Annotated in this window: 21 protein-coding genes; 9 read left to right on the forward strand and 12 right to left on the reverse strand. The window is 36.8% G+C overall.

The genetic code is table 11. The features are described from left to right. Window positions 1-192: 192 nt before the first annotated feature. Window positions 193-1,050: a 5'-nucleotidase, lipoprotein e(P4) family gene (locus tag HT731_RS05490; RefSeq protein ID WP_000844826.1), complete on the forward strand. Its 858-nt coding sequence runs from the start codon at window positions 193-195 to the stop codon at window positions 1,048-1,050. Window positions 1,051-1,664: 614 nt separating this feature from the next. Here HT731_RS05490 and adcA read toward each other — a convergent pair. The 4 genes from adcA to adcR are packed head-to-tail and all read right to left on the reverse strand — an operon-like array spanning window position 1,665 to window position 5,120. Next, window positions 1,665-3,167 (reverse strand): zinc ABC transporter substrate-binding lipoprotein AdcA, encoded by a 1,503-nt coding sequence (adcA, locus tag HT731_RS05495; RefSeq protein ID WP_173278029.1) that lies wholly within the window; start codon window positions 3,165-3,167, stop codon window positions 1,665-1,667. A gap of 9 nt (window positions 3,168-3,176) precedes the next feature. Then, window positions 3,177-3,983 (reverse strand): metal ABC transporter permease, encoded by an 807-nt coding sequence (locus HT731_RS05500; RefSeq protein ID WP_000950030.1) that lies wholly within the window; start codon window positions 3,981-3,983, stop codon window positions 3,177-3,179. Then, on the reverse strand, window positions 3,976-4,680 hold the full coding sequence (locus tag HT731_RS05505; protein WP_001269496.1) for a metal ABC transporter ATP-binding protein: 705 nt from the start codon (window positions 4,678-4,680) through the stop codon (window positions 3,976-3,978). Before HT731_RS05505 ends, HT731_RS05500 begins: the two co-directional genes overlap by 8 nt. After that, window positions 4,680-5,120: a zinc-dependent transcriptional regulator AdcR gene (gene adcR, locus HT731_RS05510; RefSeq protein WP_042901818.1), complete on the reverse strand. Its 441-nt coding sequence runs from the start codon at window positions 5,118-5,120 to the stop codon at window positions 4,680-4,682. The genes HT731_RS05505 and adcR overlap by 1 nt, the downstream gene beginning before the upstream one ends. Window positions 5,121-5,365: 245 nt before the next feature. Between adcR and HT731_RS05515 the strand changes: the two genes are divergently transcribed. Then, window positions 5,366-6,622, forward strand: coding sequence for an ISL3 family transposase (locus HT731_RS05515; RefSeq protein WP_173278031.1), 1,257 nt, complete (start codon window positions 5,366-5,368; stop codon window positions 6,620-6,622). Between the two features lie 256 nt (window positions 6,623-6,878). Here the strand turns inward: HT731_RS05515 and HT731_RS05520 are convergent, their stop codons facing one another. Continuing rightward, window positions 6,879-9,569, reverse strand: coding sequence for an SEC10/PgrA surface exclusion domain-containing protein (locus HT731_RS05520; protein ID WP_173278033.1), 2,691 nt, complete (start codon window positions 9,567-9,569; stop codon window positions 6,879-6,881). A gap of 207 nt (window positions 9,570-9,776) precedes the next feature. On the opposite strand from HT731_RS05520, the gene HT731_RS05525 reads away from it, so the two are divergent. Continuing rightward, on the forward strand, window positions 9,777-10,124 hold the full coding sequence (locus HT731_RS05525; RefSeq protein ID WP_153226748.1) for a helix-turn-helix transcriptional regulator: 348 nt from the start codon (window positions 9,777-9,779) through the stop codon (window positions 10,122-10,124). 26 nt (window positions 10,125-10,150) lie between these two features. Here HT731_RS05525 and HT731_RS05530 read toward each other — a convergent pair whose 3' ends face one another. Continuing rightward, window positions 10,151-10,690 carry a hypothetical protein gene (locus HT731_RS05530; RefSeq protein ID WP_153226747.1) on the reverse strand — a complete coding sequence of 180 codons (540 nt, stop codon included), beginning with the start codon at window positions 10,688-10,690 and terminating at the stop codon, window positions 10,151-10,153. A 232-nt stretch (window positions 10,691-10,922) separates the two neighbouring features. Between HT731_RS05530 and HT731_RS05535 the strand changes: the two genes are divergently transcribed. From HT731_RS05535 to HT731_RS05560, 6 genes are all read left to right on the forward strand, one after another. Then, a complete protein-coding gene (locus tag HT731_RS05535) occupies window positions 10,923-11,285 on the forward strand; it encodes a hypothetical protein (RefSeq protein WP_240151597.1) in 363 nt (120 codons plus the stop codon). A 3-nt stretch (window positions 11,286-11,288) separates the two neighbouring features. Then, a complete protein-coding gene (locus tag HT731_RS05540; RefSeq protein WP_173278035.1) occupies window positions 11,289-12,455 on the forward strand; it encodes a cell division protein FtsK in 1,167 nt (388 codons plus the stop codon). Between the two features lie 269 nt (window positions 12,456-12,724). Continuing rightward, a complete protein-coding gene (locus HT731_RS09405; RefSeq protein ID WP_240156589.1) occupies window positions 12,725-13,036 on the forward strand; it encodes a hypothetical protein in 312 nt (103 codons plus the stop codon). A gap of 232 nt (window positions 13,037-13,268) precedes the next feature. Beyond that, window positions 13,269-14,600, forward strand: a complete 1,332-nt coding sequence (locus HT731_RS05550) for a Rep family protein (RefSeq protein ID WP_173278039.1) — start codon at window positions 13,269-13,271, stop codon at window positions 14,598-14,600. 57 nt (window positions 14,601-14,657) lie between these two features. After that, a complete protein-coding gene (locus tag HT731_RS05555; RefSeq protein WP_173278041.1) occupies window positions 14,658-14,999 on the forward strand; it encodes a DUF771 domain-containing protein in 342 nt (113 codons plus the stop codon). A gap of 57 nt (window positions 15,000-15,056) precedes the next feature. Next, the gene (locus tag HT731_RS05560; RefSeq protein WP_173278043.1) at window positions 15,057-16,187 is read left to right on the forward strand and encodes a site-specific integrase; all 1,131 of its coding nucleotides are present in this window, start codon (window positions 15,057-15,059) and stop codon (window positions 16,185-16,187) included. Between the two features lie 143 nt (window positions 16,188-16,330). Here HT731_RS05560 and dltD read toward each other — a convergent pair whose 3' ends face one another. The 6 genes from dltD to HT731_RS05590 all read right to left on the reverse strand — a co-directional run bounded on the left by dltD (window position 16,331) and on the right by HT731_RS05590 (window position 21,719). Then, on the reverse strand, window positions 16,331-17,599 hold the full coding sequence (gene dltD / locus HT731_RS05565; protein ID WP_173278045.1) for a D-alanyl-lipoteichoic acid biosynthesis protein DltD: 1,269 nt from the start codon (window positions 17,597-17,599) through the stop codon (window positions 16,331-16,333). Beyond that, window positions 17,592-17,831: a D-alanine--poly(phosphoribitol) ligase subunit DltC gene (gene dltC / locus HT731_RS05570; RefSeq protein WP_000351967.1), complete on the reverse strand. Its 240-nt coding sequence runs from the start codon at window positions 17,829-17,831 to the stop codon at window positions 17,592-17,594. The genes dltD and dltC overlap by 8 nt, the downstream gene beginning before the upstream one ends. 13 nt (window positions 17,832-17,844) lie before the next feature. Further along, window positions 17,845-19,089, reverse strand: a complete 1,245-nt coding sequence (dltB, locus tag HT731_RS05575; RefSeq protein WP_173278047.1) for a D-alanyl-lipoteichoic acid biosynthesis protein DltB — start codon at window positions 19,087-19,089, stop codon at window positions 17,845-17,847. Continuing rightward, complete coding sequence (dltA, locus tag HT731_RS05580; protein ID WP_061759627.1) at window positions 19,086-20,636, reverse strand: D-alanine--poly(phosphoribitol) ligase subunit DltA; 1,551 nt, start codon at window positions 20,634-20,636, stop codon at window positions 19,086-19,088. The genes dltB and dltA overlap by 4 nt, the downstream gene beginning before the upstream one ends. Before the next feature lie 20 nt (window positions 20,637-20,656). After that, a complete protein-coding gene (locus tag HT731_RS05585; protein WP_000813666.1) occupies window positions 20,657-20,788 on the reverse strand; it encodes a teichoic acid D-Ala incorporation-associated protein DltX in 132 nt (43 codons plus the stop codon). A gap of 226 nt (window positions 20,789-21,014) precedes the next feature. Continuing rightward, entirely contained in the window at window positions 21,015-21,719 is a 705-nt protein-coding gene (locus tag HT731_RS05590) for an MIP/aquaporin family protein (RefSeq protein WP_061759628.1), read from the reverse strand. Window positions 21,720-21,764 lie beyond the last annotated feature (45 nt).

Below are 21,764 nucleotides of genomic sequence, written 5' to 3' on the forward strand. Positions count from 1 at the left end.
AGGTTGTGCACTTTTTACTGCAATTTTTCCTGAAATGTCAATAATTAGAGGTGAAACTACATTTCAAGTTAGTAAACGCTTTTTTCATTACGTTAACTTCTATAGAACCTACATCAATAGTCAGGGAATAACTTGCCTTAACTTTTCCCTCGTGCTATACTAGTGATTGAAATTAATAATAGGAGATATTTCATGAAAACAGCAAAAACTACTGTTACAATCCTTTCTGCACTTGCTTCTGTCGTCTTATTGGCTAGTTGTGCAACAAAGTCTACAGAAACACAGACAAACAATAATAGCTCATCTGATAATCAAATTACAATGACATATGACCAACTACGGTCAAGAGAAAACACTATGTCAACCCTTTGGTACCAAAAATCAGCTGAAACTAAAGCTTTATACATACAAGGTTATAACGTTGCAACAAATCACCTAAAGGAATTGCTCAAAACAGAATCAGACAAACCTTACTCTATCGTTTTAGACTTGGATGAAACTGTCCTAGATAATAGCCCTTATCAAGTACAAAATGTCAAAGATGGTACAGCATTCACACCCGAAAATTGGGATGTTTGGGTTCAAAAAGCTGCAGCAAAAGCTGTCCCAGGTGCCAAGGATTTTCTTCAATTTGCTGATCAAAACGGTGTCCAAATCTACTATATTTCTGACCGCTCAGCTAATCAAGTAGATGCTACTATTAAAAATCTTGAAAGTGAAGGAATTCCTGTTCAAGGACGTGATCATCTCATGTTCTTAGAAAGCGGTGTAAAATCCAAAGAAGGTCGTCGCCAAAAAGTTCAAGAAAAAACAAATCTTATCTTATTGTTTGGTGATAACCTCGTAGACTTTGCAGATTTTTCTAAGACTTCTGAATCTGACCGTGATAAACAACTTGAAGAATTGCAAAAAGAATTCGGTGAAAAATTCATCATCTTCCCAAATCCAATGTACGGATCATGGGAATCAGCTGTATACGGTGGTAACAAACTAGATGCTAAAGGTCAAGTAGAAGAACGCCAAAAAGCCTTGCAAGGTTTTGATAAATAAAACAAATAAGCTGATTCTACATAAAATTAGGCTAACTTACAATCTTCAAAAAGTGGATAGGAAGGAATTCTGATAATCAGAAAACTTTCCTATCCACTTTTATGATTGATATAACATCTGATACTATACATTTTTTGATTTTAAAGATTTTTTGCCTATCCCCTATATTTCAAAAATTAAGCAATGTTGATGATCTAAATTTGATGTGTATACTATTTTTGTCATCAGTTACCGATTACGTTCCTTACGGTTCGTGAGAGGAGGTGAAACTAATGAGCCTTATCATAGAACTCGCTCTTACTATTATAGCGGATGTTATAGCAGGGATTGTCTTGTATTTCGTCTGCAGATGGCTAGATAGTAAGGACTAGACCGAGTGACTAGCCTATCAACACCCGTTAAATCTCTAAGATACGTCAAAAAAGCCCTTAACTACTGGCATAGTTAAGGGCTTTGGTGTTCTAATGAACCTTATCAATTAACTACATTCTAGCATATAAACCCCGATATTTCAAGAGTTTTATTTATTTTTTACAGTTCTGAAAGGTCCATAATGAAGTTAGCCATCTAATACCCAAAAACCGACTAACTCCTATGAACTAGTCGGCTTCTCATCAATGCGCCAACATTTCTTGGGCGATTTCTTGTCCAGATAGGTTATCTGGGTAGTAAGTTGGCCAGTTATCCATTTCTTCAAAGAGTGCTTCTTGGCTTGTTCCTCCAAAGAAGATATGGAAATGTTCTGCCTTAACTGGGGCGATATTGTGGTCACTAAACTGAACATACTTGAACTGTCCAGCATCAGCATCTGTCGCTTCAAAGAGGAAGCGCACACCACGATTGCCTTTCTTGTAAGTCAAGATTTTCTTTCCAACATACTTATAAGTATATTTCTTGCTTTGTCCACCTTGAACAAATTCCATAGTATTATCAGTAATGTTAATCTTAGTCACATCTGTCTGGTAGCCTTTTGTATAGTAGGCCTTGTACTCAGCCTGAGTCATCTTGCCAGTCAACTTAGCCTTGTAGTCAAAGACTTGATCAAACGTGCCATCTTCAAGGAAAGGATAAACTGATTGCCAGTTACCTGCATAGTCACTCAAGGTGCGGTCCTTGACAGCTGTATCCTCAAAGTAACCATTTTGGACTGTCTTGGTATCCTCTGCCTTTTCAGGCTCGATAGCTGGGCCTTCTTGGCCCGTTGTTTGTTTCAGAGCCTTGAGGTTTTTCTCCATAACGGAAATATAGTTTTCGCCAGCCTTGGTGTCCTCTTCTGTCAGACTTTCCAAAGGATTGAGGACATCTGTTTTGACACCTGCCTCTTTTGAAAGTGTGTTAGCAAGGGCTTGTGAAGCATTTTCTTCAAAGTAGATATAGGCAATTTTATTTTTCTTGACATACTCTGTCAATTCTGCCAAGCGAGCTGCTGATGGCTCTGCATCTGGAGAAAGTCCTGAGATTGCGACTTGTTTGAGTCCGTAGTCCAAGGCAAGGTAGTTAAAGGCTGCATGTTGCGTTACAAAGCTCTTTTGTTTGGCTTGAGACAAGCCTTCTGCATAAGCCTTATCCAAGGCTTGCAATTTTTCGATATAGGCAGCAGCATTCTTCTCAAAGGTCTCTTTTTTATCAGGATAGTCTGCTGACAAGCTGTCACGGATGTGCTCTACTAGTTTAATGGCACGAACTGGTGATAACCAAACATGGGGATCGTACTCATGGTGATGGCCTTCTTCTCCATGGTCATGGTCTCCCTCTTCTTCGCCACCTGGCAAGAGCAACATATCACCTGTCGCCTTGATAGTTTTCACCTTTTTCTTATCCAAGGTATCTAACAATTTAGGTACCCATGTTTCCATGTTTTCATTTTCATAAACGAAGGTATCTGCGTCTTGGATTTTGGCAACTGCCTTGGCAGAGGGTTCGTATTCATGGGGTTCTGTACCAGCACCGATTAGGAGTTCCACATTAGCCTTATCTCCTGCGACTTGCTTGGTAAATTCATAGACAGGGTAAAAGGTCGTCACGATATTTAGTTTTCCATCTGCCTGCTTTTGATTGGAACAAGCCACTAAAAACAAGACACATAGACTGGCTAGCAATAAGCTAATTTTTTTCACGTTCGTCTCCTATTTGATAAAACGTCTTACTAAACTAATGAGTAAAAAGACAGTTACAAAAATAATGGTAATACTTGCACTTGCAGGTGTTTCTGCATAGTAGGAAATGTAAAGTCCTGCTACCATTCCCAAAAATCCAATAGCACTGGCAAGCAGCATAACCGATTTAAAGTTTTTCCCCAGACGAAGGGCAATACTAGCTGGTAAGACCATGATAGTCGATACCAAAAGAGCTCCTGCAGCAGGAATCATAAGGGCAATGGCCACCCCTGTCACCATGTTAAAAAGAATAGACATGGTACGAACTGGCAAGCCATCCACAAAGGCCGTATCCTCATCAAAGGTCAAGATATACATAGGACGAAGGAAGAGGAAGGTCAAAATCAAAACAACCGCCGCAATAACGAAGAGGGAAATGACCTGCTCCTCACTAATAGTCACAATCGAACCAAAAAGGTACTGGTCCAAACTCATAGAACTAGAACTTTTCCCCTTGCTCATGACAATCAGAGAAACAGCCAGACCCGTTGACATGAGGATTGCTGTCCCGATTTCCATAAAGCTCTTGTAAACCGTACGGAGATACTCCAGAAAGACCGCCGCAATCAAGACAATAGCAATAGTTGAAATAGTCGGAGAAATCCCCAAAACCAACCCAAAGGCTACACCTGAAAGAGAGACGTGGCTGAGGGTATCACTCATCAAACTCTGACGACGCAAGATAAGGAAGGTTCCAAGAACTGGCGAGAAAAGACTCATAGCAATAACCGCCAGAAAGGCGCGTTGCATAAAGTCATAAGATAATAAACTAAGCATGGCCCACCTCCTGGTCATTCTCATGAACGTTGAAACAACGCCATGGCGAGTCTTGGTTACGGACTAGATGAATATTGCGGTCCGCATAGTCCTTAACTTCTTCAGGGTCATGAGTAATCATCAAAACAGCCTTGCCATGATGATGGGCGCTGTGGTGCATGAGTTCGTAAAATTCGTTTTTACTTCCTGCATCCATCCCCGTTGTCGGCTCATCTAGGATAAACACATCTGGATCAGAAGCAAACATACGCGCAATCACCGCTCGCTGCTTTTGTCCCCCAGAGAGAGAACCCAAGCGTTTGTCTCGGTGTTCCCACATACCAACTGAATCTAAACTGGCCTTGATATGCTCCTCATCATGAGCATTCAAGCGACGGAACCATCCCTTTCGCGGATAGCGACCCGACTTGACAAATTCATAAACCGTACTTGGAAAACCTGCATTAAAACTGGCAATCTGTTGAGGAAGGTAAGCTATTCTCAATTTCTTACCCTGCGTATTTGTCTTTGAAATGGTCACCTTGCCAATGCGTGGCTGAAGAATTCCAAGACTGGCCTTGATGAGTGTCGTCTTAGCTGCCCCATTCTCCCCTGTCAAGGTAACAAATTCCCCACTATCAACACTATAATTGATATGTTCAAGAACGGGCTCCTTATCATAATAGAAGGATAAGTCCTCTACCGTAATATATCTCATTATTTGATTTCTCCTACTAAAGCAGTCAAAAACCGCTGGATCACTTTTTGTTCATTTGGAGTAAACTGAGTCGCCACTTCTTCATAGGTTAAAAGTGTATGCTCATGGTGATGATGGTGCTCCTCAGCAATTGGACGAGCCAAATCAGTCAACTGATAAAAAATCACACGCGCATCCTTAGGATCTTTAGATGTTTCCAACATCCCTTCCTTGACCAAAGATTTAATGGCCTTGGTAACTGCCGCCTGACTGACATTGAGACGACGGGCCAATTCTGAATTTGTTAAAGATTCTTCTGATAAAAGCATGAGAATGTGCTCCTGAGTATTGGTCAGGGCCACCTCACTAGTGCAATGACCTATTAGGATTTCATGCTGATTTTCTGCCTGCAAAATCACCTCATTCAAAAAGGCATCGATATCTTTCGCTAGCTGTCTCATGTGTTACTCCTTTCCTTTTGGACTTCTCTTTTTTAAGAGAAAAATACTATTCTTTGAAATTTTATTTACTGGTTAATTATATCACAAGCAAAAAAAGAGTCAAGAAAAAACGTGAAAACTAGGGCTCTATAATATTTGTAGTGGGTAAATCCCCTATAGATATTATGGAGCCTATTTTGGTGTAGAAAAAAAGTCCCATAAGATCTATAATGAAAAGTGACCAAACTATCATTAGAAAGAATCATATGGAACAATTACATTCTATCACAAAACTACTCGATATTAAAGACACTAATATCCAAATTATAGATATCATTAATAAGGGTACACACAAGGAAATCATCGCTAAACTAGACTATGAGGCCCCATCTTGTCCTGATTGCGGAAGCCTAATGAAGAAATATGACTTTCAAAAACCGTCTAAGATTCCTTACCTTGAAACGACTGGTATGCCTACTAGAATCCTCCTTAGAAAACGCCGTTTTAAGTGCTATCAGTGCTCTAAAATGATGGTCGCTGAAACCTCTCTCGTCAAGAAAAATCACCAAATACCTCGTATCATCAACCAAAAGATTGCTCAAAAGCTGATTGAAAAAACTTCCATGACCGATATTGCTCATCAGTTGTCTATTTCAACTTCAACTGTCATTCGCAAGCTCAATGACTTTCACTTTAAGCCTGATTTTTCTCGCCTTCCTGAGATGATGTCTTGGGACGAATATACCTTTACAAAAGGAAAGATGAGTTTCATTGCACAAGATTTTGATAATCTCAGTATCATCGCTGTTCTTGAAGGTAGAACACAGGCTGTCATCCGAAATCACTTTCTTCGATACGATAGAGCTGTCCGATGTCGAGTGAAAATTATTACTATGGATATGTTTAGTCCCTATTATGACTTGGCTAAACAGCTTTTTCCGTGTGCTAAAATCGTTCTAGATCGCTTTCACATTGTACAACATCTTAGCCGTGCCATGAGTCGTGTGCGTGTCCAAATCATGAATCAGTATCATCGAAAATCCCATGAATACAAGGCTATCAAGCGTTACTGGAAACTTATCCAACAAGATAGTCGGAAACTCAGTGAGAAACGTTTTTATCGCCCTACTTTTCGTATGCACTTAACAAATAAAGAGATTCTAGACAAGCTTTTGAGCTATTCAGAAGACTTAAAACACCACTATAATCTCTATCAACTCTTACTTTTTCACTTTCAGAATAAGGAAGCTGACAAATTTTTCGGACTCATTAAGGACAATCTAAAGCAGGTTCATCCTCTTTTTCAGACTGTCTTTAAAACCTTTTTCAAGGACAAAGAGAAAATCGTCAACGCCCTTCAATTCCCCTATTCAAACGCTAAACTGGAAGCAACCAATAATCTTATCAAACTTATCAAACGAAATGCCTTTGGTTTTCGGAACTTCGAAAACTTCAAAAAACGGATTTTTATGGCTCTAAATATCAAAAAAGAAAGGACTAAATCTGTCCTTTCTCGAGCTTAGCTTTTCTTCAACCCACTACAGTTTTATCTTAGTTAAAATAAGTTAGAATATGTAAGTGAGTATCAGATATACCAAGACATCGTCACCATCTAAGGTATATTCAAAATACAAAAGTTGACCAAAGGTTGACCAACTAGATTTCCGGATATCCTTATATATTCATTCTCAAAATTAGTTTAAATAGCGTAGTCTTTTAAACTAGTTTTGTGAATCCAAAAAATCTTCCTATTTATAATAAGAAGATTTTTATATTATTCTAATTCTTTCTACGTACTGTTACGAGTCCAAATACTCCAAGAATTGCACCGAGTACCAACATTGCAACACTTGATGACTCGCCTGTGTCTGGCAATGATTTTGCACGTTCTACTCGTGAATATGTCACTTTTTCATCTGCACCTGCTTTAACAGCTGGAGCTGAATATGTTTGTTGTTTATCTTTTGTTTGTTCTTTATCTTTCACAACAACATCTTCTTTAGTATCCAAAGTAACATCTTTACCTGATTGTGAAGCTGTCTTAGATTTATCAGCAGTTTCTTCAATATTTTCTTTAGGTAAAGTATTAGAATTTGAGTCTACAGCCACAACAGTTCCATCTGGTAGAGTTGCAACTACATTATCTTTAGCTTTGTTTTCTAAGTCTAACAACTTATCAAACTCTTCTTGGATTTCAGCTAATTTAGCTTGTTCAGTTTTCAATTTAGCTGTAACGGCATCTAATTTATCTTGTGCCAATTTTGCAGTAGATTTTGCTTGAGTCAATTTTGTTTCTAAATCAGCTACTTTTGCTTGCGCAGTTGCAAGATTCTTGTCTGCGTTTAGATAAGCACTCAATTCAGTTGCAATTGCTTTCGCATCTGACACCAATTGGTCTTTTTCTGCATGGAGCTTCGCTTGTTCAGCTTGAAGTGCAGTCAACTTGTTTTCTTCAGCTTGCAATTTTGCTTGTGCACTTGTAAGAGCAGTTTCAGCATCTTTTTGGGCAGTTTTAGCTGTAGCTAGTTCATCTTTAGCTGTTTCAAGAGCAGTTTCTTTTTCTGCTTGGCTTCTTGAGAAGTTTTCAACAGCTGTTTCAGCAGTTGCTTTACGTTCTTGTGCATTTTTCAAAGCAAGGTTTGCCAATTGCAAGTTCTTTTCAGCGACTTCTGTTTGAAGTGGTGTTTCTGATTTGCTTGCCAATTCTTTTTCAGCGTCTGTTTTAGCTTCAAGTGCAGAAGCATATTTGCGTGAAGCTGATGCCAATTCTGCTTTAGCATTTGTAAGAGCAGTTTGAGCTTGACTGTTTTGTTTTTGGGCTTCAGCTAGTTTTGCTTCAAGTCGGGCAAGGTCATTTGATTTAGAAACTGGAGTTCCTTCATTTGAAAATGCTGTAATCATGTAATGACGACCATTGATATTAGCTACGTCAATACCAACATATTTTGCAAAGTTTAGGTTTGCATAAAGGTGTCCCCATGGACGACGTTTATCAGCATTTGAAACGCCATCAAGATATGTTGTGAACATCAAATTGTTGTATACAGCTTGTTTTAGTTCATACATATTTGAAATATCAGAACGCATTGAAGCAACGTTTTCAACAGCATTAGGTACGTGACCATGAACCATTGGGTCTAATCCACGTTTTTCATATTTTTCAGCTTGTGTTGACGCTAAAGTAACAGCTTCTTTAGTTGTTCCTGTTTCTGATTCTACGTTGAATGAATCCTTAAATGCATTTTTGATTTGTTTCAATCCATTGACGTAAAATTCTGAGATTTCAAGTTTTTGAGCATCTGTTAAATTGTCAATATCAACTGGACGGTTTTGATCAGCTTCATCATATTTGACGTTAGCATTTGATTTTTTAACGATGTCAGCTACAGATGTAAGAATAAAATCATCTAAATCATTTTTGATTGTGTTATTTTTATTAGCTTTTTCTAATTTTAATAGTTGTCCAAATGTAACAACATTTGAAGACACACCAGCTGATTTCAATACATCTGCTGAAAATCCATTATACACATTTGTTGGAATAGTGAATGTTGGATTTGGAATGTTCATTCCTTCAGATTTATTCAACTTAGCTTTTTCAACATCTAATGCAGTTTGTGCTTCTTTTTCTTTAGAGGCTGTAGCATCTGCTTTTTCTTGGATAGAATCCACTTTGTTTTGGTCTGCGTCCATCATTTCTTTAGCTAATTTCAAGGCATCATTTTTGACGTTCACATTGTTCTCAGCTTGTTTGATGGCATCTGCGCGGTTGCTATCTGCTTTCTTAGCGGTTTCGACAGCTTTTGTTGCGCTTGAGATATTCGCATTTGCTTGTTCAATATCTTTTTCAGCTTGGGCAAGTGAGGCTTTTGCTTCGCCAAGTCCTGAACCATTTAGCGCGTCTTCAGCTGATTTTACATTAGCTTCTTTAGCGGTTACTGCTTTATCCGCTTCAGCTTTCTTACTTGTTGCGCTTGCAACATTAGCAGTTTCAGTTGCTACAGTCTCAGTTTGAGCTTTAATCGCTTCAGTAGACGATTCAGTTGCTTTTTGATTGGCTTCTTGAGCTTTTACGTTGGCGTCTTGTTTAGCTTTTGTAGCAGTAATATTTTCTTCTGTAGCATTTGCTTTAACGGCTTCCGCTGACTTCAAGTCCTCTTTAGCATTTGTCAAAGCAGTTTCGGTAGTTGTGACAGCTTTGTTAGCAGAAGTAGCTTCAGCTTTTGCTGTTTCACTTTCAGCTTCAACTTGTTTAACAGTAGACGCTTGAGCATCAAGAGCAGGCTTGATATCAGAAGATTTCTTCACTTCTGGTTTTGCATCAGCTACAGGTTTTGAAACAAGAGCTGGTTCATTGACAGCAGTTGTATCAACTGCTGTTGTAGTAGTTGCTTCCTGAGCAAATGCAGGCGCACCAACAGACGCAAGCGCAATAGCTGTTGAGGTTGTTAGGGTTTTTAGTTTCTTCATCATTTTCTCCTTTTAAGAGCTAATAGGATTGGTTTGACTGTTAAGTCAAACCATGATATATGTAGTATATCATGCAATTTTATATATTTTATAGCACTATTTTAACACATTTTTAGTTTACAGACAATATTTTTGTAAAACTTTGTTTATATATGGGTTATTTTCTAGTTTTATTCCATGTATTATGGTACATAAATGAGGTAAAACATGGAACCTATTCAATTAAAAAAATATATCGGTCAAAAAATTCGTACTATTCGCAAAGAAAAAAGATTAAGCCAACAACATCTCAGTGAAAAGGCTGGTGTGGGTATAGATTATATTTCCAACCTTGAAACCAAAGGTTCAAATATAAAGATTGATACACTAGAAAAGATTATTACAGCTCTTAATATCACACCATCAGAGCTATTTGAAAGCCGTATATCCCCAAAGAACCCACATCTAGAGTTATTAGCTGACCAATTAGCTCAACTTCCACAAAGAAGCCAAGAACAGCTCTTAGAAGCCTTCCAATTACTAATAAAAACTGTTAAAGAAAAACCAAACCGCTAAGATACACACATCTTAGCGGTTATTTTTTATTCCAAATATCCATCATCTGCATTTAATCTGTCATCAGCTTCTACAATATCTAGTGGTCTTGGAATTCCATAACCTCCAACAGCTCGATTATATTTTTCAACTTTTGCAACATCTTCATTAAATAAATCCATATCAAATCTTTTGCCCATAGCTGAAAATAGATTTTTTAACATGACAATAACAAGGTCTTTCTCGATGCGTTTATTTATTAAAAACCAATCAGCAACATCAACGAGTTCAGATTCATAATTTTCGAATGAAATTTTTTCTTGTAATGCTCTTTCTTTTTCAAGTTTTATTTTTCTTTTTTCTATACTCTTCATTTTCGATTCGTCGTTATAATAGTCTTCTATGATTTGATTTATAATCTTTTCATCATAGAATTTAGGATTCACTCCCAAATCAGGATTATGTTCATAATCTTGAAGAATTCTTCTGCTACTTTCTGCTGATAAATATAGCTTTTTTTTCAAAAAAGCACTTGTTCTATATGTTTTTCCGTTATAAATTTTTTCTTCAATAGATTTTTTAGCCATCTTTTACCTCTGTTTCTAAATAATCGATTAAGCACTATATTCTAATCGATTATTTTTCTTAACGAGAGTATAACACTTATTTTATATATAGTCAATAATCCATGATGTTCGTTTAAATTATGACCGTTTATAAACCTATTTTCTATTGTTATAAACGGTTATTTTTGTTATGATTATATTGTAGCAAAAGCAACTGCTACAAAATAAATAAATAAATAACAAGGAGGAATCCATGATGGCATTCTTTAAAAAAGTAAATGGCTACAGTGCTAGCCTTGCAAATGAAGCTCTTTCAAATGAGCTCGTTAAGTTGGCAGGTAAACAGTTAGAAACTCAATATGAATTTGAAAAAACTGGCGAAGTTATCAATGGCAAAGAAAAAATGAAGCGTACAGATAACGTTCAAAGTTATCAAGTATACGTTGCAACTGACAATCACAATCCCTTCAAAATAAAGTTTTTACCAGAACATAAACCAGACTTATCAAAAATAGATATTGGTGATATTGTTGAATTTGAAGATTTAGAAGCATTCGAAAATCAGTACGGACAACTTTATTTCAGGGCAAAAGATATTAAAAAGAAAGGAAAGTAACATATGGCTTTTTCAATGAATAAAAGCCAAAGTCAAGCTACATCAGCAACTTCTGCTGATGTAGTGGAATTTGGTAAAAACAAATTCGAATTAGAACAATTCATTTTGAGAAATTTGAATAATGCTCTCAATATCAATGATGAATCATCTTATTTAAACTCATTTGATATAAAAGTTCTAAGTAATGATACTGGATTTTTATTTACTCCGAATTTACCTGTATCATTTTCTTTAAGTAAAAAACTATACTTTGATATTTTAGCAATTTGCTCTGGTATTCTATATCCTTTTAAAACGCTATTAACTCAAAACAATGCCTATTTTGTCTCTTACGACACTACTAATCCAAACTTAGCTCGGGCTTTCTTTTTTCCATGGTTGGATGGTGTCCCAACGCGCTTAAAAATAGATAATTTACAAACTTTTATTAAAGAAAATGTATCAGAAAAACATATTCCTATAATGAAAAACAACGTTGCAATTGATATGACAAAGGTAGTCCATCTAGCAATAAGTGCGGCCAGCGGATCGGGGAAAACTCATTTTGCTCAATATCTCATTTATTGTTTAAAATCAATTACAAATCAAATTATCTGTATTGACCCTAAATTATCAGATATTTATTTATTAGCTAAGGAGCTAAATTTAGAAGTGTTCTCTCCAACCAAGGGTTCTAATTTGAATAGTTTTATTACAGAAGTCAACGAATTATTAGCTCGTATCATTAATAAGATATATGAACGTCAAGAGATATTATTAACAAAACCAAATACTAAGTTCGAACGCATTTATATTGTTATTGATGAGCTGTTAGCATTGGTACAAGGTAGTTCAAAACAAGCACGTGAAGCATTTTCTCAGTTACTAGGAACAATTGCTTTACTTGGTAGGCAAACAAATATTAGTCTAATTTTGTTAAGTCAGCGCTTTGATGCAACTGCTTTTGGAGGTAATACAGCAGTACGTGAACAAATTAACTGTATTGTTATCTTAGGTGAAGTAAATGCAAATACCTGCCAATTTTTGCTACCAAATACAAACGTTGACAATATAGTAGTACCTGCAGGTATTGGTACAGGTATTATCAAGTTTACAGATAGTGAACACAGAACTCACATAATGCCCTTGTTAACCCCAACTTACACGATTAGAAAGGAACAAAGTACATGAGAAATTATTTCAATAAATATAATGTAATTAATTTTACAGTCTTTATTTGGATTGTATCTTTCATTTTGGAGCGTCTAAGTCTATTTTTATTTTTTCAAATGAATTTAGAATCGTTCTATTATTTTGTAGTGTTCATTTGGATATTGCGTTTAATTACAGTAAGTGCATTTTCTATCTTGTTTTTTATAATTGTTTTAGATTTTGCGTCTCGTAATGTTGAATTCGATTATTTCAGAAACAGCATCAAATCATACGTCGCAACTTGGCAAATGAGACGATTTTGTAGGCAGATAAATGTAGAGCCAAGTTTGGAGGAATCTTCTCGTTACAGCAATTCAAAACAGGAAATTATCAGAAAAGCAAACCGTTCTCTATTGACATTAACTGTTGTTTACTATGAACAAAAAGCTGTTGCAACATGGACTTTTCCAGCGAATTGTGAAAGTTATAATATTATGGAAGAATTATTAACACAGGCTAAAAGAGAATTAAATCAGTTAGATAGTAGATATTTATTTAATGATTTCATTAGATTAGAAAATAGTAGAACATTCAGCTCAACAGCATTTAGAAAAAAATAATAGTGCGGTGTACTGCTGCTGAAGGCAGGCAGGTACACCAGCACCATAATTATTAAACCAACTACATCTAATGAAGAAGAATTTTATGTTGTGATGTGTCAAGTAAATATGATGTTTGTTTAGATGAGGACACACAGTTTTCTCCGTCTGTGTGTCCTCATCTAAACCATATCACAACAACTCAAAATCAACACACACTCTCTATTTTGTGTCAAAATCAGGAAGGATTTTTATGAAGATTAATCAAAATGATAGAAAAAGAAAATTTTTTGGTCAAATTTCATTTGAATATGAACATAATGCAAATTCAGAATTAACTGAAAAAGATTTTCGTGAATCAGTTATTCAACGGATTAAAGAATATTGTAAAAATGAAGAAGATAGGTATCATATTATTTTTCATGATAAAGATTTGAAAGACGACGGAAGTTCAAAACCATTACACGCACATTTTTATATTGATTTCAAACATGCACATACTTACTCATCGGTATTTAAGGCTTTATCAATTTCAAGAGAACAAAATTTAGAATTTGTTCGTAGTTCAATTAAAACATGCAGATATTTAACGCATCGCAATGAGCGTAACATGGAAGAACACAAATTCCCCTACGAGGTTTCGGAAGTCATTTCATCAGAAAATACAAACTATATTGATGATATCATGGGAAAAATCAAAAACCACAGCAAAGAAAAGGCTGATAATGGTTTAGAAATCGATGAATATTGTTTAGAATTAAGTTATCAAATCTCAGAGGAAGGATTACTTATAATGGAAGCGAAACAACAATTATTTGAGCAATTCACACAACGGATAGCACAAAAAGCATGGAATTCAAATAAAAGACAATTTGAGGAAAACAGACAAGAATTTATTCAAAAAGAGTTTATTCGTATGAGCAAGGGCGAACGAAATCACACAGGTATTTATATTCAAGCTGAAGGGGGGACAGGAAAATCATATCTAGCACGCTTACTTGCAGAAGAACATGATAGATTAGGCGCACATACCCCATCCATCAATAAGAAACGATTCGATTTGGGTTCAGGTTATAAAGGGGAAAAAACGATTGTAATCAATGAATTAGATGCAAGTTGTGGCATGACATTTCGAGAGTTATTTCAGATACTTGAACCAGATTCAGCCACACAGTTAAGTTCACGGTTTAAAGATGCGTATATCATCAATGATTTAACAATTATTACAAATTCAGATAGTTATTGGGATTGGTGTGATTCGTGGTTTGGAAAGAAAAATAAAGAATATCATCAATTAATGCGAAGAATTAGATTTGTAATCAAAATGGTTCATGATGAAAAGAATAAGGATATCAAAATTGAATTATGGAATTACACAGCTATACGTGATTTAAAAGAAAAAGCGAAACAATCATTTAAAAAATTAGATACCTACACACTAAAAAGTGTAGAAAATGAAGAAGAATTTCGAAAAATTGCATCAAATATCTTAAAAAAGATAAATGACGCGAAAAATATCAACACAAAAAAAGTTATCGCTACAAACTCAACCGACCAAAGCGAGGCTAGCGATAACTCAAAATAGTAGAAATAATAAACACTATTTCTGCTTCTATTTTATCATAGAAAGAGAAAAATTCATATGACAGATAAAATTTTAATAAAAATAGACAATTTAGAAATAAATCTTCCCAACACACACATTGTAGTTGAAAAGGAAGAGTATCTTAATCTGAAGAAGAAAGCGTCTGCTGGTCAATATATGACTCTAAACGATGTTTTAGAAATGGTTTCAGTATCTCGACCCTGGCTTTTAGAAAAAGTTTTATATCGTGTTGATATTCGTTCAAAAATCGATATTGAAAAGAATAAAGATGGTTTTGTAAAATATCCACAAAATCAGGGCGGAAAATATATCTTTCTCGCCTCTAAGACGAGAGCTTTTTTTGAACAGCATTTTTCAGAATTATTAAAAGAGAAATGATATAATAGCCAAGACGATGTCTTGGTTATCATCTTTTTAAAAAGAAAGGATAATCATATGGCAATTTCATACAGACAAAGAGGGAAAAAGAAAAATTGGGATTATAGAATATTTGATAAAAATAAAAAGGTAGTAGCTTCAAACTCAGGCTTCAAAACAAAAAAAGAAGCGATGCTGGAAGCAAGTAAAATTGAATTAGAACTATTAAACGGTAACATAATTGATTCAAATATATCTCTATATCAATTGTGGGAGAAATGGTATAATCTGCAAATAGTTCCCCTGAATAAAAGTCAAGGGACAATTGCACATCACAAACATAGAGGTAAACTTATTTTAGATTATTTCAAAGATAAATCCGCTACTAATATCAATTTTAGTGAGTATCAAGAATTTATCAACGAATACGCAAAAAGAGTTGGAAAAGATACGGTTCGGCGATTAAATGCGGAAGTTAGAAAAGTCATTCAATTCGCGAAAAAAGATAAGTTATCAATCATTGATTTTACAGATGGTGTGGTTATTACAGGGCAAGCAAGGCGAAAGATAAAAAAAGAAAAAGCTATAACAAGTTCGAAAGATTATCATAAGTTATTGAAAGAGATAAAACATAATATTGAACTGAAGTTTAATATTATTGACTATCTTCTCTTTACTCAATTAAAAACTGGCTTGCGTTTCGGTGAGGTGCTAGGCTTAACATGGGATTGCATTTTGAATAAAACTCAAGAAGTCAAAACATATAGGCGCTACGACCCACGTAAACAAGAATGGCGACCACCAAAAACAGCTACTTCTGTTCGAACTATTCCAATTGATTCAGAAACATTGAATGTTTTGAATCAATTAAAAGAAATTCAAAGTAGAGCTATTGAACAAACAAATATCAAAAATAAAGAAAATCATATTTTTTTCGATTTGTATACTATTGTTCCTTCAAATCACGAAGTGAATAAGCGTTTAAGAGAGCATCTCAAAAAGTTAAAACTCAATCCAATCGATTTATCAGCTACAGGTATTAGACACACGTACGCAAGTATTATGTTAGGCTATGGGATTGATATTTGGGTTATAGCTTCAAACATGGGACACAAAGATATTACACAAATAACTCAAACATATGGTCACTTAATAAAGGAAAAAGAAGAATCAGAAAACAAACGTGTTAGAGAGTTATTGAGTCAATAATTTTTTTATAAAAAAGTTGACCAAAAAGTGACCAAAATCAAAAAAGACCTTGAAAAATCAAGGTCTAAGACTATTATATCAACCCACTACAGTTGACAAAGAGCCAAAACTAGTTTCATTCTTGAACTCTTCCATATTATTATCTATTGAAATTCCTTAACATCTCCATCGTAGAGCGACCATTCTTTACTGAAAAAGCGCTCATTTAGATGGTAGGTAGGAGCTGGTGTAGGATTGGATAGGAAAGGATCAACTGCCTTGTCAAAAGCCAACCAACCCAACCAACCAAGGTGAATGGTGTCCTTCATAAAGAAAGGCTCCCCGCCGTCCTTAGAAAAATCTGCTATGTTGGTAAAACCTTGACTTTCTAACTGATATCGAATCTTCTGCACTGTTTGTTGATACATATCCTCTCGTAAACCAGCATAATCCATCCATTTTTTATTAACAGGCGGAATGATAAAAATCGGGTTTACCTTAGATTTGGAAAATTGGGTTAAGACCAACTGCAAGTCATTATATTCTGGAGACTTGAGATAAGTATAAGTTTTCTGAGAATCCTTTAATTTCTTAAAATCCTTCTTAATCTGCGTATTATAGAAATAATTTTCCATTCCAAGATCATTATTAGACGTATTCTTTTCTGCATCTGCTTTAACAACATCTTCTATGGCTTGATAAGAAAACTGGTCTGGTAAGGTTTTCAAATACTTAACTACATGCTTATCGTAGTTGGCATAACCTCTGAAAGAAAATTGACCAAAGAGTATCGACTGTCTCTCATTAAAACGAGACATTAAAGCAACTAAATCATAATCTGTTTCTGAAAGAGATTCTCCTTTAGCCAATTTCATAATCATATCTTTATTAGCTACATGAGGATACTGTTGAAGGAGGCGACTTGCTGCATATTGACTCGCTTGATCTCCCGACTGATTTTCTAAAAAACTAGTTAACTGATCTCCGTTGAAATACTGTTGAAAAGCTGCTGGTTCGTATCCATTTTTACTAAACCACTGAGGTGAAATAACAAAGACAGCTTGCTTATTTTCCAGTTGCGGTAACATCTGTTGCATCCCAAAATACTGATTAAGGGAGGCAGCTCCTCTCTGACCTAACAAATAAGGTCTATAGGAGCGATTGTATTTTTCCGCCAATACTGAAGGATGGGCACTATCAAAACGTAACCACTCACTCGATCCAAAAAAAGGAACAAATCTTAAATCAGAATCTGACAGAGCCCTAACTTTTTGAAATCTTTCTTTAAAACTATCAATTGTAGTTGCTGCTGCCGATCGCTTTTCCTTTATGATATCATGAGCACTACCAGTAGGGAAGAAGAAAATCAAGAGGTAAACCAACAAACCAGCTATCAAGACCGGTCCGAAGATCATCCATAAGCGTTTAAGCATTTTGTAGCTCCACAATACCAGCTATGATTTTATTAGCTGTATTCCAGTCGTCGCGACCAAACTCTGTTACAGGGACACGAATGTCAAAACGGTTCTCAATCTCCACAATCAATTCAACCGTTCCCATACTATCCAAGACACCTGCATCAAAAAGATCTTCATCCATCATGTCAGAAACATCTTCCATAAACAACTCATCAATAATTTCGATAACTTCTGATTTGATATCCATATTTTATTTCCTTTTATTTTTTAAACCATAAATCATTCAAAAATCCAGAAAAGATTAAGAATGACAGCATGACGACATGGAAGGTGACAACCATGCCAAGCAACTGAATCCAGCGATTCTCAGGTAGAACAGCCTTCCCTGCTTTTTTCCGTTCCTTATTGAGCGTTTTTTTCTTGCGAATCCAAGCGTCATTGATAACCAGTCCAATCCCATGAAAGAGTCCATAGGCGATATAGTACCAGGTCACACCGTGCCAAAATCCCATAATCAGCATATTTACAATGTAGGCCACACTTGAGGTTACATTACGATTTTTAAAGACCTTCTTTCTGGTCAATACCATGACCATCCGCATAAACACAAAGTCACGGAACCAGAAAGAAAGACTCATGTGCCAACGATTCCAAAACTCCTTTAAATCCCTTGATAAAAAGGGCTTGTTAAAGTTGATGGGACTACGGATTCCCATTAAGTTTGAGATAGCTAAGGCAAACATAGAGTAACCTGCAAAGTCAAAGAAGAGCTCCAGACCAAAGGTATACATAACCGCTAAAGCATAGAGGTTAAAGAAACCACCTGATTGCAAGGCTAAATTCTTCAGAGGAGGCAACAAGGTCTCTCCTAAAACATGAGCTAGGATAAACTTATACAAAAAGCCCCACATGATATAGCGAACAGATTCATCCAGCATATCCATCAACTCATCCCGCTCAGGAATGGTCTGATAATTTTCATTAAAACGCTTAAAGCGATCAATTGGACCACTTGAAAAAGTCGGCATGAAGAGTAGAAAGCGGAGGAATTCCCAGAGGGTAAAATCCTTAATCACTCCATCTCTCAGCTCGATGATAATCCCAACCGAACGAAAGGTCAGGTAAGAAATTCCCAAGAACCCAAGCAAAGACTGTGTTCCATTGATAGCTGGTTGCACCTTGACAAAGACAATCGGAAGGAGGGACAGAAAACTAACTAGATAGAAGACCCACTTGCCATCCTTACTTTTTCGATAATGCTTGTAGAAAAGCAAGAGCAATATCTCCCAGCAAAGGTAGATACCCAAGGCAGCCAATTGATTAGTCTTCCCACCTACCAACATGGTGACGATAAAGAAGAGGCTAACCAGCACTTCATACCAGGCAAAGCGTTTCTTAAAAAAGAGGCCAATAAAGATAGGTAAGGTTGCAGCAATCACATAGACAAAATACTGAGGATTGCCGTATGGCTCTAAATGAGGAAGCTGTTGAAAGAACTCCATCATCTCTCATTCACCTCGTTAATCAATCCTTTGATATCAATTTTTCCATTTGGAGTCAGTGGCAAACTATCTCGATAAAGGAATTTAGACGGCATCATGTAGGACATCATGATGTCTGTCAAGTCTTCCTTAATCGCCTTGGTAATATCGATATCACGTTCAAACTGCTCGCGGACACCATCTTTTAAGATGACATAGGCTAGTAGATTTTGTACCTTGTGGTCTTTATTATAACGTGGAACAGCAACAGCAGACTCGATAAAGCGAGACTTATTAAGGTTTTGAGAGACATCTTCCAACTCAATGCGGTAACCGTTGAACTTGATCTGGAAGTCCATGCGTCCGCCGTAGAGAAGCAAGCCCTCATCTGTCATAGTTCCCACATCGCCTGTGTGATAGGCTGGCAGTCCTTCGAACTCAAAGAAGGCTTCCGCTGTTTTTTCAGGATTGTTCATATAGCCTTTTGACACAGCTGGTCCAGAAACAATGATTTCTCCCTGTTCCCCATTTGGTAGTTTATTACCTTCCTCATCAATGATAAATGTTGGAGAATCAGCCTTGGTATAGCCGATTGGGAGGCGTTTGAGAGTCGCTAACATCTCATCTGTCACGGCAACTGCTGACAGAGCCACTGTCGCTTCTGTTGGGCCGTAGGCATTGATAATACGAGCATGCGGGAAACGTTCGCGCAGTTTTTGAGCCGTTTTGACCGTCAATTCTTCGCCATCAAAGTAGAAATGCGTGATACCAGGCATTTTCTCGCTATTAAAGTCTTCTGACAACATGGCCATATCTGCAAAAGAAGGGGTTGATGTCCAGATAGCGATTGGCAATGAAAAGATGGTCGCAAAGAGTTGCTTAAAGTTCTGAGTAATGGCTGAAGGAAGGGCAAAAAGCGTACCACCCAGTGCCAAGGTCGGCGCCCAGTACATGACAGACAGGTCAAATGAGTAAGGTGGCTGAGCCAGCATTTGTGGACGACTTGGCGTCGCAAATTCCTTGTCCGTAATCATCCAATTGGTAAAGCTGAGGAGGTTATCATGTGAAATCTGCACTCCCTTAGGCTTACCAGTCGTACCAGAAGTAAAGATGATGTAGTAATTATCATCACCCTTGACTGGATGCGTGATCTCATAGCTATTTCCTTGAGCAAAGGCTTCCTTAACCTGAGCTAGAGTCATCATTGGTGTAGAAACCTGCTCCAATGGGAAGTCTGAGATCGCAATAATCAAGCTTGGCTCTGCTACTTCTAAAATTGCCGAAACTCGCTCCAAGGCCGAATGGCTGTCAATGGGAATGTAGGCATGTCCTGACTTAGTCAGTGCTACAAAAGTTGCCAACATTTCATATTCTTGGCCTCCAAAAACGACTACAGGAGACTTCTCTGGTAAATCCAGTTGATCGATGGCTGCAGCCAAACTATCCGAATCAGTCTTTAAATCTCCATAAGTGTGTTCCTGCCCCAAAACATTATAAACAGGATAGCTAGGCTGTGTCTGAGCAAAATGCTCAATGGTTTCAATCATATCTACTATTGGTTTATTTGACACAATAGGGGTTCTCCTTCAAGTTAAAATTCATTATAGATAAAGCCTCCTTGACCCTGACCAAGATAGCTAAAGAAGTAAAGCAGCCCTAGAAAGATAAGAAAATACAAGGCTGTCCGACCAAGAAAAAGGTACAATTCTTTTCTTTGTTTCATCAAGAAAAACCATTCATTTCTGTAATTTTTGTTAAAATAAGATGAACTCTTACTATAGTATTTTTCTACCATTGTACCACTTTATAGGGTGGTTTTTCAATTGTTTACCGTACATTTTCACTACATTTCAGCTTGTTTTAAGGATTATGCGGTTTTTCTATGCATATTTTTAAAAAAAGCCTGAGATTTCCATCTCAAGCCCTATCAAAAATAATTGTTTTCTAGATTAGAAAAGTGAGAATACAAGCACAGCCAAGGCTGCTCCGATAACAGGTCCTACAACAGGAATCCAAGCATAAGACCAGTCTCCGTCTCCCTTGTTTGGAATTGGCAAGATGCTGTGCATGATACGAGGTCCAAGGTCACGCGCAGGGTTCAAGGCATAACCTGTTGTCCCACCTAGTGATAGACCGATACCGACAATCAAAGTCCCCACCGCAAAGGTTCCGATACCTGCCTGAAAGTCGTAAAGACCCAAAGCAAAGATTGTCAAGACCAAAACAAAGGTTCCAATGATTTCGCTAATCAAGTTTGATACAGTATCCTTAATAGCTGGACCAGTGCTGAAAGTAGCCAAAATATTTCCTGAGTTTTCTTCTGCTTCGTAGTGAGGTTTGAATTGCAACCAAACCAAAACCTGACCCAGCATAGCCCCTGCGAACTGAGCTAGGATGTAAGGGAAAACGGAAGCCCAAGGCAAACCACCTTTTAAAGCCACACCAATTGTCACAGCTGGGTTTAAATGAGCTGGACTGAGCTTCCCAGATACAAAGACCGCAACCGCAACTGCAATCCCCCAACCCATAGTAATCACAATCCAACCTGCATTGTTGCTCTTGGTTTTAGGAAGAACCACACCTGCTACAACACCATTCCCTAGAAGAATCAGGATTAAAGTCCCTAGAAATTCTCCAAATAATTCATTCATCATATTTTTGTCTCCATTAAAAAGGAGGAGAGGGTAGACTAGGAGTCC

This window comes from Streptococcus sp. k-163 (genome assembly GCF_013277555.1).
GTDB lineage: Bacteria > Bacillota > Bacilli > Lactobacillales > Streptococcaceae > Streptococcus.

What these genes read in the sequence shown, in the direction of transcription:
- HT731_RS05490 (WP_000844826.1), top strand. Translation starts at nt 193, where the DNA reads ATGAAAACAGCAAAAACTACTGTTACAATCCTTTCTGCACTTGCTTCT.
- HT731_RS05500 (WP_000950030.1), bottom strand. Translation starts at nt 3,983, where the DNA reads ATGCTTAGTTTATTATCTTATGACTTTATGCAACGCGCCTTTCTGGCG.
- HT731_RS05505 (WP_001269496.1), bottom strand. Translation starts at nt 4,680, where the DNA reads ATGAGATATATTACGGTAGAGGACTTATCCTTCTATTATGATAAGGAG.
- adcR (WP_042901818.1), bottom strand. Translation starts at nt 5,120, where the DNA reads ATGAGACAGCTAGCGAAAGATATCGATGCCTTTTTGAATGAGGTGATT.
- HT731_RS05515 (WP_173278031.1), top strand. Translation starts at nt 5,366, where the DNA reads ATGGAACAATTACATTCTATCACAAAACTACTCGATATTAAAGACACT.
- HT731_RS05520 (WP_173278033.1), bottom strand. Translation starts at nt 9,569, where the DNA reads ATGAAGAAACTAAAAACCCTAACAACCTCAACAGCTATTGCGCTTGCG.
- HT731_RS05525 (WP_153226748.1), top strand. Translation starts at nt 9,777, where the DNA reads ATGGAACCTATTCAATTAAAAAAATATATCGGTCAAAAAATTCGTACT.
- HT731_RS05530 (WP_153226747.1), bottom strand. Translation starts at nt 10,690, where the DNA reads ATGGCTAAAAAATCTATTGAAGAAAAAATTTATAACGGAAAAACATAT.
- HT731_RS05535 (WP_240151597.1), top strand. Translation starts at nt 10,923, where the DNA reads ATGATGGCATTCTTTAAAAAAGTAAATGGCTACAGTGCTAGCCTTGCA.
- HT731_RS05540 (WP_173278035.1), top strand. Translation starts at nt 11,289, where the DNA reads ATGGCTTTTTCAATGAATAAAAGCCAAAGTCAAGCTACATCAGCAACT.
- HT731_RS09405 (WP_240156589.1), top strand. Translation starts at nt 12,725, where the DNA reads ATGAGACGATTTTGTAGGCAGATAAATGTAGAGCCAAGTTTGGAGGAA.
- HT731_RS05550 (WP_173278039.1), top strand. Translation starts at nt 13,269, where the DNA reads ATGAAGATTAATCAAAATGATAGAAAAAGAAAATTTTTTGGTCAAATT.
- HT731_RS05555 (WP_173278041.1), top strand. Translation starts at nt 14,658, where the DNA reads ATGACAGATAAAATTTTAATAAAAATAGACAATTTAGAAATAAATCTT.
- HT731_RS05560 (WP_173278043.1), top strand. Translation starts at nt 15,057, where the DNA reads ATGGCAATTTCATACAGACAAAGAGGGAAAAAGAAAAATTGGGATTAT.
- dltD (WP_173278045.1), bottom strand. Translation starts at nt 17,599, where the DNA reads ATGCTTAAACGCTTATGGATGATCTTCGGACCGGTCTTGATAGCTGGT.
- dltC (WP_000351967.1), bottom strand. Translation starts at nt 17,831, where the DNA reads ATGGATATCAAATCAGAAGTTATCGAAATTATTGATGAGTTGTTTATG.
- dltB (WP_173278047.1), bottom strand. Translation starts at nt 19,089, where the DNA reads ATGATGGAGTTCTTTCAACAGCTTCCTCATTTAGAGCCATACGGCAAT.
- HT731_RS05585 (WP_000813666.1), bottom strand. Translation starts at nt 20,788, where the DNA reads ATGAAACAAAGAAAAGAATTGTACCTTTTTCTTGGTCGGACAGCCTTG.
- HT731_RS05590 (WP_061759628.1), bottom strand. Translation starts at nt 21,719, where the DNA reads ATGATGAATGAATTATTTGGAGAATTTCTAGGGACTTTAATCCTGATT.